A 14,794-nucleotide genomic window follows, 5' to 3' on the forward strand; every position below is an offset into this window, starting at 1 on the left:
CCACCACCCCGATCGTCCCCCCCGCGGATCGCCGCGTCTTCCTCAAGACCGCCGGCGCCGCTGCCGCCGTCGCCGGGACCGCCTCGCTGGCCGGCGCCCGCGATCACCACGAGGAGGGCGAGAAGAAAATCGTCATCGGCCATATCGGCACCGGCAGCCGTTGGAACGGCCCCGGCATGCAGGCCTCGAAGTACGGCACGAACAAGATCCTCTGCGACGTCGACCGCGGCCACCTGGAGGCCGCCGCCAAGAAGATCAAAGACGCCACCGGCGACGAGCCGGAGCTGACGGACGACTACCGCAAGGTGATCGACGACCCGGAGATCAACGTCGTCGTGATCGTCACCCCGGATCACTGGCACGCCAAACCGCTGATCGAAGCGGTGCTGGCCGGCAAGGACGTGTATTGCGAGAAGCCGTTGACCCTCACCATTCAAGAGGGCATCGACATCTGCGAAGCGGTTAAGAAGACCGGCCGCACCGTGCAGGTCGGCACGCAGCAGCGGAGCGAGATGGGTCAGAAGTTCCTCAAGGCGCTCGCCATCGTCCGCGATAATCGCCTGGGCAAGATCACGAAGGTCACCTGCGGCATCAACGGCGCCCCGACCTCCGATTCGATCCCGGCCGTGGACGTGCCGAGCGAATTGAACTGGGAGAAGTGGCTCGGGCAGACGCCGGAGGTTCCCTTCCGCAAAGAGGGCCGGAAGACCAACTGCCACTACGAGTTCCGGTGGTGGTACGAGTACAGCGGCGGCAAGATGACCGACTGGGGCGCCCACCATGTGGACATCGCCCAGTGGATCATCGACCAGAACGGCGAGGGCCAGGGGCCGACCAAGATCGTTCCGGTGATGGAGAAGGTCGTCCACCCCGCCGGCATGACTGAGGACGGCATGCCGGTCGAGGACGACAAGTACAACTGCGCCAGCAAGTTCCAGGTGAAGTGCGACTTCGCGGACGGCGTGGAGGTCGTCATCGACAGCGAGGGCCGCAACGGTCTGCTGATCGAAGGCACGGAGGGTCGCATTTTCGTTTCCCGCGGCGACCTGACCGGTTCGCCCGTCGAAGCCCTGAAGGACGACCCGCTGCCGGAGGACGCCCTGAAGAAGGCCTATAAGGATCAGGAGCCGACCGGCCACATGGAGAACTTCTTCCGGGCCGTTCGCGGCGAGGCGGAAGTGATCAGCGACGTGTTCAGCCATCACCGGGCGATCACGACCTGTCACCTCGCCAACATCGCGATCCGTCTGGGTCGCGAATTGAACTGGGATCCGAAGGCCCAGAAGATCGTCGGCGACGAGCGCGCCCAGGAGATGACCGCCCGCACCCCGCGGGACGGCTACGAGACGATCATGTAGTCGCCCTCACGGCGCCCCCGCTGAGAACCGACGACCCGAACGCCTCACGGCGTTCGGGTCGTTTTCATAAACCAACGTCCCCTCCGTTCCCACGATCCTCGATGAACCTCAACCCGGGCGGCGCCTCTCTCGCGAGAAGGGTCTGCTGCGGCCTCGTACTCGGCCTGACGCTCGGCGGCGCGCCGCTTTGGGCCGGGGAGCCGGGGGCCGAGAGTCCGTTCCTCACCGGCGATTTTCAATGGCGCGTCAGCGAACCCCTGCTGGCCGTCGATCCCGAGCGGCTGCCGCCCTCGCCGGCGCATCCGTGGGCGGCCGTGAAGGATCCCAGCATCGTCCGTCACGACGGTCGCTGGCATCTGTTCTGCACGCTGCGGAAGTTCAAAGAGGGGGACGGACGCATCCGCATCGGCTACCTCTCGTTCGACGATTGGGCGGAGGCCGATCGCGCGGAGTGGTCCGTGCTCGATCTGACGATGGACTATCACGGGGCGCCGCAGATCTTTTATTTCGCACCGCACAGGAAGTGGTATCTGATCTATCAGGCCGCCGACTCGTCTCGCGGATTAAAATACGGTCCGTGCTATTCCGTCTGCGATCGCCTCGACGACCCGGCGGGCTGGACGAAGCCGCGACCGCTGTACGTCGTGCCGGAGGGCGAGAAGGCGGGGCTGGACTTCTGGGTCATCTGCGACGAGGCGAAGGCGCACCTGTTCTTCACCACCCTCAATGGCCGGATGCTGCGGGCGGAGACCGCATTGAAAGATTTCCCGAATCGCGGGTGGTCCCGCCCCGTCGTCGCATTGAAGGCGGACATCTTCGAGGCCAGCCACACCTACCGGCTGAAAGGAACCGACAAGTACTTCACGATCGTCGAGGCGCAGGGCGGCGGGCGACGCTACTTCAAGGCGTATACCGCGGACCGACTCGACGGCGAATGGACCGGCGTGGCGGACTCGCCGCAGCGCCCGATGGTCGCGCCGCGGAACGTGGTCAATCAGGCGGACTCCTGGGCGACCTCCTACAGCCACGGCGAGTTGATCCGCACGGGGATCGACCAGCGATTGGAAGTCGATCCGACCGCGACCCGTATCTTGTTTCAAGGCGCCAACGACGCCGAATACCGCGACCGGCCCTACGGCCAAATCCCATGGCGGCTGGGGCTGCTCGATCCGGTCCCGGCGCCCTGACAGCGTCGGCGGGGGTCAGTCGTCGTCATCCTCGTCGTCCTCATCCGCATCGGGGTGCAGCGGGTCGCTGGGGTCGAAAAAGAAATCGCCCAGACCCATCGGCACCGCTCCGCCGCCGAGCGTTTGCCGTTTCTTGCCGGCGAGGTCGTCCAGATCCGCGGCGTCCTCGCCCAGACAGGCGATCAGCGACTCCCGCCACGCCACGTCCTTGGCGACCGGGTGCTCCGGGTCCGCGGCGAGCCGCTTCATCGCATACCGCAGCACGTTCAGCCCGTCGCGGGTGCTGAAATCGAGCTTTAACTCGTGCGATTTCTGCAGGAACTCCACGGTGAGGTCCAGCACCTCGTCGTCCGCGAACGGCAGATGATATTTCAGGATCGCCAGTTCATCCGCCCGCTCCGGGTGACCGATGGTGAGGGTCGGCTGGAGCCGGGAGAGAATATAATCGGGGATCTCGAAGGTGCTCTCGTCGGCGTTCATCGTGACGGCGCAACGAAAATCGTCGTGCGAGTGCAGCGTGACGCCGGCGATGATGCTCTCCGCGTAGCGGCGATGATCGAGCAGCGGGGCGAGGCTCGCCCAGCTCTTCTCGCTCATGCGGTTCCCCTCGTCCAGCAGGCAGACGCCGCCGGTCAGCATCGCGGTGACCAGCGGGCTGGCGTGGTATTTAATCCCCCCGCCCTCCGCCAGCACCGGCGTGACCAGCAGGTCTTCGGGACGGGTGTCCGCGGTGCACTGATAAATATACAGCGGCTGTTTCCGCTGCTGGGCCGCGGCGATGGCGAGCGTCGTCTTGCCGATCCCCGGCGTGCCGACCAACCGCGGACACAGCGGCCGATCCCCCTCGCCGACGACCAGCCAGCAGGCGTGAATCTGCTTGAGCACTTCGTCCTGCCCGATCCACGTCCCCCCGCTGGCGTCCGGCCGGGAGAGGTGCAGCGTGACGCCGTCCACCTCCGTGGAGCGGGCGTCGGTGGGCAGCGGAGCAGCGTCGCGAATCATCGGGGGCGGGCCGGGGGTGAGGCGGGGTCGCAGTGTAGCCGCCGGGTCGGTCATTCGGCGCCCGCACTGTTTGCGACTCGCGTGGCTGGGGCAGGAGCGAAGCGGATGCCCCAGAACGAACGGCGTGCGATCCCTCGCGAGAGCGATCGGGCATCACTTGTTCTGGGGCATCCGGTCACTGCGCTCCCTGCTGCCCCAGCCACTCCTATCAAAAGCAGGGCCGATGGAAACGGCTGCCGCAGGCGCCCCGCGACTCAGTCCACGCGGGTCCACGTTTCGTTGAAGACGCCGTTGGAGTCGGCCTGTCGCATGGTGTTGCCGTCCACGGCGATCTTGTATCGCCCGTTGCGGCCGATGAGCCGGCGGGTCGATTGCCCGGCGAAGTCCGTCGTCGTTTGGAGCACGTCGCCGTCGACGGAATACGTCCCGCCGTGCGTGAAGACTACGACGCCCGAGTCGTCCGGTTGCACGATGCTCCAGCGCGTGCCGGTGAACATCTTGAGCCGCTTGCCGATGCCGGACGGCCGGCCCGGCGTCTTCGCCTGCGTGAGCTTCCAGGTGCCGACGAGTTGTTCCGCGAGCGGCGCCGACTCCGCATCGCCCGGCGTCTCCTGAGCGACGGCGGGACGGAGGAACGGTTCCGTCGTGCAAGCGGCGACGAGAACCGCGACGCAACCAGCGGCAGCGATCAGGCGAGCGTGCGAGGACATGATCGGTCTCGATCAGTGAGAGAAGCGGAGACGCGAAACCGGCGAGGTTTCACGCCGAATCGTAACGCCATCGCCGCATCGATCGCACGCCGCCGCTCTGCCCCAAGGTCATCGGGCTTCGCTCCCGGCGGCGATCGGCGCCGGCATCCGGCCAGTGCGTGCGACGGGGACGGACCGATCGGAGGCTTGGACAGGAGCTACGTCGCTCTCACTAGCGAAATGCCAGCGCCGCCCTGCCGCGGATCCGCCCGACAACGGACGACCGCATGAGCTGAGAAAACACGCTTAAAACGGCGCCGGTCGTCGTCCTGTCTATCTCGTCAGGCTGACATGCCCGTCTGCTGAAGTCAGATCGAGGCGAGTGGACGAATACGTCCCGTAGTACGGCCCCAATCTGGGTCCGTCGAACTCGATCACTCCTCCGCCGAAACGGCCCGACACCCGGTATCCGCCCGAGGGGGCGCCCGCTGCGCCGAGGCGTCCCTGAAACTCGCCGTTCTCATCGGCGTCGATCACGAGCGCCCACGGCTCCCGGAACCCTCGCGGCCGGACAGCGCCTTTCTTCGTCCACGTCTTCGTTCCGACGTAACGTTCGCCGAGTTCGGGTTCATCTCCCTCCGTCGTCGCCCTCGGCACCCAGTGCCAGCGCCCCTCGAAGGTCTTCTTCCATCGTCCGGAGCCCGGCCCGGACCATACGGCGTGATCGGACAACCGATGCTGCCACCCCACCGTGCCGTTTAACGCCTCGATCGTGATGCTCTCGTCAGTCCTCTCGATCTCTCGATAGACGTAGACGTTTCCGTTGGACGAGAACTCTTTCCACATCCCTCCGTTCTGGCGTTCGAATAGCCCTGTGGAATGAACCCAGACATTCCGCGGGTTCTTGTGCACCTCGGAATCTCTCAATTTAAACGCTTTCAGTTCCTCCCGCGTCGCCTTCGCCTTCTCAATCAATCCCGCCCTTGTGTAATCGGAGATCGCGGTTCTGTAGGCCTGCTCCGCGGCGGCCTTGGCCTGCGCGATTGAACGCTCGTACCGGCGGCGGTCGCCGGCGGGGACGGACGCCGGCGCTTCGCCGCTTTCGTCGAACGACTTGATCTCTTTCCCCAGTCGCTCGTAGGCGGCGAGATCGCCCGCTTCCTGCGCCGCTTCCCGGGCTTCCTTGAGACTGCCTCTTATTAAATCGGCGGAAGCGGCGTCCCGAGTTGACCGGAACGCCGCCGTCGCGGCATCGAGTTCGAGAGCGATCCGCTCGGCCTCGTCGGCAGACGGGTCTGTCGCGAGCAGCCCGGCGAAGCAGATGAGAAGGGCGGCATGCATAAGTTCGGACCCCCGTTCTGAAAATCGGTGGGTTGAGTCCACTCGGAGTCGCGTACCATGTCAAGCTTCCTTCCACGCGAACCAGGCACCTCGAGAATCACTCCACCGACTGAACCGAAACCTCAACCAATTGTCGCCGCCTCGTCCTGAGGACAGCTTTCAATAAACGGCGGGCGGGCGGGTGGCCGGGGTCGGCCGGAAAGAGGCGCCCGAAGAGCGTGTCGACTTGAATCGGCCGCCCCCGGGAGTGTGACGCGGCCTGCTGTCGATCGAACGTCGCCCGTTCCGGGGGCGGCCCGACCCACGTCTTCCCGCGAGCGAACGTCTCCGCGGGTCGACCCCGGCCACCCGCCGGTCAGTCGCCGCGAGATCGTTCGGCGGCGAGAAGCAATTCGGCGCTGCGGGCGTCCGCGGCCTGTTCCTCGGCGGAAGGTTTGAAGTATTTCGCGTTCGCCTCCCGGGTGTACGCCAATTGCTGCCGGGGCGTGCGGCCGTGGACGTTTTCCGCCAGCGGGTCGGCTCCCGCCTCTAACAACGCTTCGACCGCTGCGGGATAGCCCTTCAACGCCGCGGTATGCAGCGGGCGGTCGCCTTTCTTGATCGTCGCCCCGCTGGCCGGGTTCAGGTCGCTGCCGGCGGCGGCGAGCAGGCGGACCAGTTTCACCTTCGTCGATTCGTCACTGCGGTGAGACACGACACGCGACAGCGCATGGTCGAAGAGGCGGGTGGCGTCGTCCGGGTGGGCGGCGGGGGCGTTCGGGTCGGCCCCGGCGTCCAGCAGGGCGGCAACGATCTCCTCACCGTGCTCCAACTGACCGCCGCCGGCCGCATCGCAGGCTCGCCACAGGGCGGTGCAATGGTCGTCCGGCAGTTCGCCGACGGTCGCCCCCTTTGCCAGCGCCGCCCGCACGCCGGCGAGATCGTCGTTCCGCACCGCCTTCGCCAGCTTGCGGCCCGCAGCAATCTGAGCCTTTGTCGGCTCTGCTTTCGGGATCCTCCCGAACCGGATCAGATCAATGCGGGCGACATGCTCCGGGGCGAGCGCGTCTTCGTGGCCCGCGTAGGTCTCCAGCGTGACCGGACCGTCGCCGACCGGGGCGAACAGCGGGACGTACGCTCCGGCTTCGTCCAGCAACGTGTTGAGGGCGTCAGCGGCGTCGTCCCGGTCGGCAAGCCATGCGGCGGCGGTCTCCGGCGGGTATGCGGCGCCGGTCAGCAGGGTGCCGTCGAGGAACGAGTCGTCATCGAACTCGTCCGGGTCGAAATCTTCGTCCGCTCCCAGAACCGCCGCGTTGAATGGCGTTTTAACGGTCGCTAGATCGCCGTCGGTTTCGAATCGCGTCGCCTCTACGGCCCCGTCGGGGCCGGGCCGGCGGTGGAGCAGGTGCAGCGAGCCGGCGGTGTCCTGGTAGCCGGTCAGCAGCGTTTCGCCGTCGAAGTCGGAAAGGGATTCGTCCCGCACATCGGACGGATATCGCCGGGGGATCGCCAACGTCGCCCAGTCGTGCCCGTTCAGAGCGACCAGCAACGCCCAGTCGCCGGCCGGCGGCTCCCATGCCCCGCCCAGCACGTCCGCGGTCACATTCCGCTCCACCGCCCCGACCTTTTCGCAGGCGGCAAGAGCGTCGGCCGGGTCGCCGTCACTTCGCACCAGCAGCGCCTCCCAGGTCCAGCCGGGGTACGGTTCGAAGGCACCGCGACGCTCGGCGATGGGCCGTGACGGATCAGCGGGCGACATACGAGTTCTCATGCGTTCGGCAGCTCCCCAATAAACGGCAGGTGCCGGTATTCGTCGTCGTGGTCGAGGCCGTAGCCGACCACGAACGTGTCCGGGATGCGGAAGGCGTGGTAGTCGGGGGTGAGGGTCACGCCCTCGGCGGTGGCGCGGTTCTTCCACAGCAGCACGCAGGTGCGGACGCTGGTCACGTTTTCCGCGGCGAGGCGCTCCACCAGCGCCGTCAGGGTGCGGCCGGTGTCGAAGATGTCGTCCACCAGCACCACGTCCCGGCCGGTGATGTCCGGCAGCAGGTTCGTATCGATCCGCATCTCGCCCGGGGTCGTCGCCGTGCCGCGGTAGCTGCTGGCCTGCACCAGGCCGATTCGGTGCGGCACGTCGATCTGTCGCATCAGATCGGCCAAGAAGGGCAACGAGCCGTGCAGCACGCCCAGCAGCGTCAACGGCTTGCCGGCATAATCCGCGGCGATCTGCTGGCCGAGGCGGTCGACGGCGGCGGCGATCTCCGCCTGCGCAATGAGCGTCTTCAAGGAAACGGCCGGGGGAAGTCGGTCGAGGGGACGGACGAAACGCGAGCGGGCGGACTCAGTCTAAAGCCCCGCGGTTCGCCCCTCCACCCGGCTTTCCGGTTCACCTCACCAGCCCGACGCGCAAGCGTCGGCCGTCGGCGCAGCCGGCGGGAACGCATCCGTGGAATCGACCACGAACGGCCGATGCTTGCGCATCGGGCTGGTCTCGGCCGGAGCTTGCGCTCCGGTCTCACCGCTCAAATTCCGTCTCCACAAACGTCCGCAGCATCATGGCGCCGTAGTCGCGGGCGTCGGCGGGGTTGGCGGCGGCGTTCTTCGGGGCGAAGGGGTATTCGAACGTCGCGGACATCACGACCCCCGGCTGCGAGCCGAACCAGCGGGAGCAGGTCGGCTTGTCCTCCTCCTTCTCCCGCAACCAATTGAGCGGGCCGAAGGGGGCGTCCTCCGCTTTCGCCTCTTTGATCGCCGCGGTCCACTTGGCGACGTTCGCCTGATTGGTCGGCGGGATCGTTTGATAGCCGATAAAATATGCGAGCTGATGAACGTCCATCACCAGCGTCGGGCAGTGCAGATCGACGGCGTAGCGAAACCCGTGCGTCGCCTGTAACTCGCGGATCGCCTGCACCTCGGGATAGAGGCTCGTCTCGCGATAATCGCGGTTATGGTCGAACGGGCGGCGGTTCTTCCCCTGATCGCCGGCCTCGACGCCGTCTTTATCGACGAACGGGACGGCGTATAAAACGAATCGCTCCCGGAACGCGATTCCCGCCGGCGAGTCCGACAGCGCCTCCTTCACAATGCCCTCCAGCACGAAGCTGGCCATCGTCTCCACGGCGTGATGCCGGCAGGTGAACAGGATCGCTTCTTTCTTCGGCCCCGGTTCGCCGACTCTCAGCAGCGGCACCTCCCGCCCGCCGCGGCTCCGCGTGAGCACGCTTTGTTGCAGGTGCGGGCTCTGATGGCCTTGAATAAACGCGGAGAGGTCCGATTCCGTATAGGGAATCGTCACGGCAAAGCGGACGGTTTGCCCCTTTGTTTTGAAGTGATAGACGAAGCCGGGGCCGTAGACGGTTTCCGTGCCCATCCAGCGCCAGGCGCCGTCGCCCTCGCGGATCGCCGGGCCTTGAAAGCCGATGGCGCCGTTGTTGAAGCCGGCGACCTTCTCGGGGAACACGAAGGCGACGCGGCCGGGCCGCTCCGCGGTCGCTTTGAAATACCAATAGAACCACGGCCGATCGCCGCGGAGGTCCGGGGCGACCCCCACGCGGCCGGGTTCGTTCGATTCCACCGCGACGTTCCCGCCGGGGAACTCCGTCGAGATCGCGACCACGCCCTTCGCCGCGTCGTCGATCTCCGGCGGAGCGACTTCCGGCGTCTCCTGAGCCAGCGCCGCCGGGGCGAGCAGCAGCGCGGCGAGCGCCCACGGCGTCGGGGATCGGGCGAACGGCGTCATCGGGTGTTCCGTCTGGGGAAGGTTCAAATCGTGCCTGACGAACCCGTTCTCCCCTCTCCCCCGTGGGGGAGAGGGGTCGGGGGTGAGGGGATCCGCGTCAGCGGCGAGTTCGACCTGCGGTATGCTCTCAACCGTTCTCTTCATCGCGAGTCGTTTGCCCGGCTCCGCCGCACCCTCACCCCCGGCCCCTCTCCCTGAAGGGAGAGGGGAGGCAGGGCGAGCGATCGCCAGATCGCCCGACTCCGTTTAGCCTAGCGGGCGCCGCCGCGGTCCGCCGCCGTCCGATCCACTCACGCCGATATGTCCCGCCCCGCCGCTGAATGGAGCGAGACGACCGTCGACGGCGTGCCGGCACTGGTCTTCGAACCGCCGCAGGCGCCGGACGGCGGGGTGGTCTGGCTGGCGGACTTCGACGCCCTCACCCCCGCCTCGCTGCCTAGTTGGGGCGAAGCGTTGGCGAGTCGCGGGGTCCGGTTCCTCTGCCCGCGGCCGGGGCCGACCTGGTGGCTCGATCGCGACGACCCGGCGTTTCAGCCCGCGTCCGGCGGGGGGGAAGAAGGGCCGACGCCGTGGCGGTGGTTGCTCGACGTGCTTGCTCCGCAGGCGGCGGAGCGGTTCGGCGGGCCGATCGCCTGGGCGGGCGCCGGGGCCGGCGGGCAGGCGGCGATTCGGGCGGGATTCAAACGACGCAGCACGCCCGCGGTGTGGGCGTACGCGGCGGCGGTGCAGTTGGACGCCGTACACGGCCGCGGCAGCACGCTGGACCGGCTGTTCCCGGATTCCCCTGAACGAAACGGCCGCGAGCAGGCCCGCGTCGCCGGGGTGCTGACGGACGTGAACCCGCTGGCTCGCCCGCAGCGTCTGCACCTCGCCTGCGATCCGAGCGAGATCTGGGCGCCGGGGTGCGAGTTATTGGCCGAGAAGCTCCGCAGCGGCGGCGTGCCGCTCGAATCGGACTTCGCCCCCCGCAGTCCCAGCGACCGCGAAGCGGCGTTGAACGCGGCGGGTCCGGCGGCGGTCCGTCTGCTGGCGGACGCGCTCACCTTCGCCGTCTAACGCGGCAGCCCGAGGAGCGAGCCGAGGCTCGGGCGGCCGGCGAGCGTCAACGGGGTTTGATGCGTTACAGTGCTCGTCCGGCATCCCGTCGGTTCGCAACGCATTGATTTGGAGACTTCCCCATGCCCGCGCTGATCCTCGCCGCCCTGCTGGCCGCGGCTCCTGACGAGTCCGGCTCCCCGGGGCCCGCCGCGGCGGCCGAGCGCCCGAACGTGCTGTTGATTCTGTCGGACGATCAGGCGTGGGACGACTACGGCTTCATGGGGTCCCCGTTGGCTCACACGCCGCACCTGGATCGCTTGGCCGGGCAATCGTTGACGTTCCCCCGCGGCTACGTGCCGACCAGCCTGTGCCGGCCGAGCCTCGCTTCGATCCTCACCGGGCAGTACCCGCACCAGCACGGCATCACCGGCAACGACCCGGCCGTGCCGCGGAACGTGGAACGCCTGCCCACGCACCGCAACCGGACCCCGGCGTACCTCGATTTGCGGCGGTCGATGAACGACACGCTGGACGACGCTCCGAAGTTGTCGGCGCTTCTGCGGGACGCCGGCTATCGCACGCTGCAAACCGGCAAATGGTGGGAGGGCGACCCGAAGGATCACGGCTTCACCGCCGCGATGACGCACGGCGACCTGACCCGCGGCGGCCGGCACGGCGACGTGGGACTGCAGATCACCCGCGACGGCCAGCCCACGCCGGGCCTCGGCCCCCTGCCGGCATTCATGCAGCACGCGGAGAACGAGGGCCAGCCGTGGTTCGTCTGGTACGCCCCGTTCCTGCCCCACACCCCGCACGATCCGCCGGCCCGATTGCTGACGAAGTACCAACCGGCGGTCGAGGCGGGAGACCTGACGCCCAGCGAAGCGAAGTACTTCGCCAACGTGGAGCGGTTCGACGAGGCCGTCGGCGCCGTGCTGGCGGAGGTCGATCGCCGGGACGCGGCGGATCCTGACGGGCCGGGCACGCTGGTCGTCTACGTCTGCGACAACGGCTGGATCACGCTCCCGGGCCGCTCCGCCTACGCGGCCCGCAGCAAACGCAGCCCGCACGAGGGCGGCGTGCGTACGCCGATCATGCTCCGGCGAACCGGCGTGATCGAACCGGCGAGGAACGACACGCCCGTCAGCAGCATCGATCTCGCCCGCACGATTCTCCATCACTGCGACGTCCCCGTGCCCGAGGCGATGGGCGGCGTGAACCTGCTGGACGACGCCGCCCTCGCGGACCGCGGGCCGGTGTTCGGGGAGATCTTCGAGCACGATCAGCCCTTCCCCGCCCCGGCGGCGGACGGCCTGATGTACCGCTGGGTCGTGGACGGTAACTGGAAGCTGATCCTTCCCTATCAACCGCACTACACGGCCGCGCGGGGGGGGGTCCCGCCGGTCGAGTTGTTCGACCTGTCCGCCGACCCGCACGAGACGAAGAACCTGGCCTCGGCGAACCCCGCGGAGGTCGCCCGCCTCACCGCGCTGCTCGATGCCTGGTGGGATCCGACGCAGAAGTGAGGCGGAGCGGAATGCAATAACGCCGAGGCCCCGCGGGGCCTCGGCGTTACGACATCTTCGACGATTGAGCGGAGAGGGCGGGATTCGAACCCGCGGTCCCCGTGAAGGGACACAGCATTTCCAATGCTGCACAATCGACCACTCTGCCACCTCTCCGAGGTCCCGTTCTCCAGCGAACCGGAGAACGGGCGGGCGATGATAGCATCGGCAACGCGGAACCGTCACCGTGCGGCGGGGTTGAGAAAAGGAAAATCTCGTCCGAAACGCCGCGTCGCCTGCCGGACACCGCCGTTCCCCGCTCGGTTCGCCCCCATCATGTCTCCCGAACCCGCCTTACACGATGACGCATCCGACGAGGAAACGCTCGGCGAGCCGGCGAACGATCGACTGACGATCCGCATCGCCACGACCGCCGCGGTGGCGGCGACGCTCGTCCTGGGTTGGAGCGCCTGGCGCTGGCAGAACGCCGCGGAAAAAGCGGGCGACGTCGACAATTCGCCGCGGATGGGCGTGCAGTTCGCCGCCACCCCCGTCCCCGCGGATCAATCGGCGGGAGAACCGGCCGCAGAGGAGGCAATCCGCAACGCGGCAGGGCTGTTGGTCGTCGACTTGGATTACGAGGGGGCCGCCCGACGCTCGGGCGTGCGGGTGGGCGATCTGTGGCTGACGATCGCCGGCCGACGGCTCTACGACGGGCCGGATCACGGGTCGGCCGCCGACCGGATGGCGATCTTGAAGGGACTGCTCCGCGCCGGTTTCGCCGCGGACGCGGAACTGCTGCGGGGCGACGAACTCGTGAGGCTCACGGTGCGCGACGAGGCGCCGGACCGCTCGGCCAGGGAGCGACGCGGGGATCGCGAGCCGCGTTTCCGACGCCGTCTGTTCGAGGAACGCTCCCGGTCCGGGCAACCCTTCAGATCATTCGAATATGACTCTCGGTCCCGGCGCAGCGAACGCGGCGTGATGGGCGTGGAACTGCTCACCGGCTCCGCCGCCGATACGGACGCCCAGCCCGGGATCGCCGTGGCTGAGGTGACGCCGGGGGGACCGGCGGACCTGGCCGGCATGCAGATCGGCGACCGCCTCACCGCGATGCGACGGGACGCGGCGCCCGGCGAGGGGGCGGAGGAGAATGAACGGGCGACCGACGGGGATGCCCCGACGGACGGGGATGCCCCGACGGACCGGGATGCCGCGGCCGAAGGCCGGATCGAGGATTACTGGGATTGGTCCGCGGCCTCCCGGGGCATTCGACCGGGGGAGACCGTCACGGTGGAGCTCCGGCGCCGCGGGCGCCCGATCACCCTCCGGATTCCATTCGTCGGCTTGGCCGACCTGCCGGCGTACAACGGCCCGCCGCCGTTGAGCCTTTGACTTGAGCCTCTGAGCCGTCACGCGATCCGTCGCGGCGTCATCGGTTCGGTTCGAGCCGCCCGATCAATGGGCGACGACCGTCAAACGGTTCCGCACGAAAGCGCCGGTGCGACCGAGGGCGCCCATCACGGCCTGCTGGGCGAGCTGTTTGTGGTGCCAGCTGGGCACGTCGCCGGAGAGCACGACGGCGTCGCCCTCGGCGGTGTTTTCGACCGTGCAGCAAACCGCCCGGGTGCGGAAGTGGGCGCTGCTGGCCAACGCCCCGGCGGCCCGGCGATGCAGTTCCTGGGCGAGGTTGGCGTGCGGACGGTCGAGGACGAATGCGGCGGCGGACATCGCGAAGGCGGGGGTTTGGAGAGGACGGGGGGCGGGGCGGCGTTCGACCGGCTGCAAACCCGGTTCCCATCCGCACGCGTTTTTTGATGGATCGTGCCCGCCGTGGCGTTTTCGCCACGTGGCAGGCGTACGGTTTGAACGTAGGTCACGCCGCGGCGTGCGGACGAGATCGTCCCCTGCAAAACTTTCGCGCAGATCCGCCCGAGCGACGGGCGGCCGCATTTCCCGACCGCAACCGCCTCCAATCGCGAAGCATGGACGTGACGATCTGGTTCACCGCCGTCCTGTGCGTGCTGGCGCTCGCTTTCGCGGCCAGGCAGTCGCTGGTCGGGGCTTGGCAGAAGGACCAGTCCTACGCCGGCCTCGACGCCCTGCCCCGCGTCCCCCAAACGCCGACGGATTGGCGGCGGGATCTGCTCGCTCGACTCAAGTCGCTTGCGGGGGCTCTCGGCGGGACGGCGATGGCGGCGGCGTATGTGGTGACGATTGGTTGGAGCGACCTGCTGCCGGGCGATCGACCGACGGAGTGGTGGGTCGAACAGGCGATCCGCTACCTCCTCATCGTGTCGATTGCGCAGCTGACTTGGCACATCTGGCGAGCGACGCGGAACCGCTGGCCTGTGGCGGCGTTCGGCCCGCCGAGATTGCGTAATCGCGCCGCGGACCGCGAAGGCGCGAAGCAGGCCCGCGCCGATCGCCCGTTCCTTCCCGAACCGACGCCTCCGACGCGGCTCGCCGAACCCGTTCCGCCGCCGTCCAAGGACATCTACGACTACGCCGGGACGGCGATCGTCTCCGCCGCTGTGGCCGGCCTCGGGGGGTGGTTTCTCTTGATGATGTGGGACGACGAACCGTTGAAGGCGGGGCTGCTGTCGATCTTGGGGCTGCTGTTCGCGACGCTCTGGGGGCTGCAACGCTGGTGGGAGTTGCCGACGGGCGACGATCTGTGGCTGACGGACGTGGGGTTCGTCAGCGCCGACGCCCGCATCGCATGGGAAGAGGTCGAACGCCTCGCGATCGCGCCCGTGCCGACAGATCTGAGCGCAGCGATCGCGGTGGAGATGGCGTCGAAGGAACGGACCGCCCGGTTCCTCGTCGATTCGGCTCCGAAGGCTCGGGCGGTGTGGGCGGAATTGCACGCCGCCGTGCCCGCGAACCGCGTCTCGCGGGTCGAAACGCACGTTCCGGCCGCGGTTCCGGATTCGCCGGTCAGGCTCTCCAACCT

The 14,794-nt window shown here is 68.1% G+C and carries 12 protein-coding genes, 1 tRNA gene and 1 pseudogene; 6 read left to right on the top strand and 8 right to left on the bottom strand.

Annotated elements, in window-relative coordinates:
* The first annotated feature begins 11 nt into the window (after positions 1-11).
* Complete coding sequence (locus tag LzC2_RS15880) at positions 12-1,358, top strand: Gfo/Idh/MocA family protein (protein ID WP_171188810.1); 1,347 nt, start codon at positions 12-14, stop codon at positions 1,356-1,358.
* Between the two features lie 101 nt (positions 1,359-1,459).
* Positions 1,460-2,545, top strand: coding sequence for a glycoside hydrolase family 62 protein (locus LzC2_RS15885; protein WP_171188789.1), 1,086 nt, complete (start codon positions 1,460-1,462; stop codon positions 2,543-2,545).
* Positions 2,546-2,560: 15 nt separating this feature from the next.
* On the opposite strand, the gene LzC2_RS15890 is transcribed toward LzC2_RS15885, so the two are convergent.
* The 6 genes from LzC2_RS15890 to LzC2_RS15915 form a co-directional block, all read right to left on the bottom strand.
* Complete coding sequence (locus LzC2_RS15890; RefSeq protein ID WP_171188791.1) at positions 2,561-3,547, bottom strand: AAA family ATPase; 987 nt, start codon at positions 3,545-3,547, stop codon at positions 2,561-2,563.
* A gap of 254 nt (positions 3,548-3,801) precedes the next feature.
* Positions 3,802-4,257: a hypothetical protein gene (locus LzC2_RS15895; RefSeq protein WP_171188793.1), complete on the bottom strand. Its 456-nt coding sequence runs from the start codon at positions 4,255-4,257 to the stop codon at positions 3,802-3,804.
* Between the two features lie 312 nt (positions 4,258-4,569).
* A complete protein-coding gene (locus LzC2_RS15900; protein WP_171188795.1) occupies positions 4,570-5,577 on the bottom strand; it encodes a hypothetical protein in 1,008 nt (335 codons plus the stop codon).
* 355 nt (positions 5,578-5,932) lie between these two features.
* Entirely contained in the window at positions 5,933-7,315 is a 1,383-nt protein-coding gene (locus LzC2_RS15905) for an ankyrin repeat domain-containing protein (RefSeq protein WP_171188797.1), read from the bottom strand.
* A gap of 8 nt (positions 7,316-7,323) precedes the next feature.
* Positions 7,324-7,842 (bottom strand): hypoxanthine phosphoribosyltransferase, encoded by a 519-nt coding sequence (gene hpt, locus LzC2_RS15910; RefSeq protein WP_171188799.1) that lies wholly within the window; start codon positions 7,840-7,842, stop codon positions 7,324-7,326.
* A gap of 229 nt (positions 7,843-8,071) precedes the next feature.
* Positions 8,072-9,295 carry a M14 family zinc carboxypeptidase gene (locus tag LzC2_RS15915; protein WP_171188800.1) on the bottom strand — a complete coding sequence of 408 codons (1,224 nt, stop codon included), beginning with the start codon at positions 9,293-9,295 and terminating at the stop codon, positions 8,072-8,074.
* Positions 9,296-9,595: 300 nt separating this feature from the next.
* Between LzC2_RS15915 and LzC2_RS15920 the strand changes: the two genes are divergently transcribed.
* Both LzC2_RS15920 and LzC2_RS15925 read left to right on the top strand, forming a co-directional pair.
* On the top strand, positions 9,596-10,351 hold the full coding sequence (locus tag LzC2_RS15920; RefSeq protein WP_171188802.1) for a hypothetical protein: 756 nt from the start codon (positions 9,596-9,598) through the stop codon (positions 10,349-10,351).
* A 122-nt stretch (positions 10,352-10,473) separates the two neighbouring features.
* Positions 10,474-11,859, top strand: a complete 1,386-nt coding sequence (locus LzC2_RS15925; RefSeq protein WP_171188804.1) for a sulfatase-like hydrolase/transferase — start codon at positions 10,474-10,476, stop codon at positions 11,857-11,859.
* Between the two features lie 69 nt (positions 11,860-11,928).
* Here LzC2_RS15925 and LzC2_RS15930 read toward each other — a convergent pair.
* Positions 11,929-12,015, bottom strand: a tRNA-Ser gene (locus LzC2_RS15930).
* 159 nt (positions 12,016-12,174) lie between these two features.
* Between LzC2_RS15930 and LzC2_RS15935 the strand changes: the two genes are divergently transcribed.
* Positions 12,175-13,233 (top strand): PDZ domain-containing protein, encoded by a 1,059-nt coding sequence (locus LzC2_RS15935; RefSeq protein WP_171188806.1) that lies wholly within the window; start codon positions 12,175-12,177, stop codon positions 13,231-13,233.
* A 63-nt stretch (positions 13,234-13,296) separates the two neighbouring features.
* Here the strand turns inward: LzC2_RS15935 and LzC2_RS15940 are convergent, their stop codons facing one another.
* A complete protein-coding gene (locus LzC2_RS15940) occupies positions 13,297-13,569 on the bottom strand; it encodes a hypothetical protein (protein ID WP_171188808.1) in 273 nt (90 codons plus the stop codon).
* 254 nt (positions 13,570-13,823) lie between these two features.
* Between LzC2_RS15940 and LzC2_RS15945 the strand changes: the two are divergent.
* A pseudogene (locus tag LzC2_RS15945) lies at positions 13,824-14,794 on the top strand (hypothetical protein); the annotation flags it as partial.

The organism is Alienimonas chondri (genome assembly GCF_013036045.1).
GTDB lineage: Bacteria > Planctomycetota > Planctomycetia > Planctomycetales > Planctomycetaceae > Alienimonas > Alienimonas chondri.

What these genes read in the sequence shown, in the direction of transcription:
- LzC2_RS15885 (WP_171188789.1), top strand. Translation starts at nt 1,460, where the DNA reads ATGAACCTCAACCCGGGCGGCGCCTCTCTCGCGAGAAGGGTCTGCTGC.
- LzC2_RS15890 (WP_171188791.1), bottom strand. Translation starts at nt 3,547, where the DNA reads ATGATTCGCGACGCTGCTCCGCTGCCCACCGACGCCCGCTCCACGGAG.
- LzC2_RS15895 (WP_171188793.1), bottom strand. Translation starts at nt 4,257, where the DNA reads ATGTCCTCGCACGCTCGCCTGATCGCTGCCGCTGGTTGCGTCGCGGTT.
- LzC2_RS15900 (WP_171188795.1), bottom strand. Translation starts at nt 5,577, where the DNA reads ATGCATGCCGCCCTTCTCATCTGCTTCGCCGGGCTGCTCGCGACAGAC.
- LzC2_RS15905 (WP_171188797.1), bottom strand. Translation starts at nt 7,315, where the DNA reads ATGTCGCCCGCTGATCCGTCACGGCCCATCGCCGAGCGTCGCGGTGCC.
- LzC2_RS15915 (WP_171188800.1), bottom strand. Translation starts at nt 9,295, where the DNA reads ATGACGCCGTTCGCCCGATCCCCGACGCCGTGGGCGCTCGCCGCGCTG.
- LzC2_RS15920 (WP_171188802.1), top strand. Translation starts at nt 9,596, where the DNA reads ATGTCCCGCCCCGCCGCTGAATGGAGCGAGACGACCGTCGACGGCGTG.
- LzC2_RS15925 (WP_171188804.1), top strand. Translation starts at nt 10,474, where the DNA reads ATGCCCGCGCTGATCCTCGCCGCCCTGCTGGCCGCGGCTCCTGACGAG.
- LzC2_RS15935 (WP_171188806.1), top strand. Translation starts at nt 12,175, where the DNA reads ATGTCTCCCGAACCCGCCTTACACGATGACGCATCCGACGAGGAAACG.
- LzC2_RS15940 (WP_171188808.1), bottom strand. Translation starts at nt 13,569, where the DNA reads ATGTCCGCCGCCGCATTCGTCCTCGACCGTCCGCACGCCAACCTCGCC.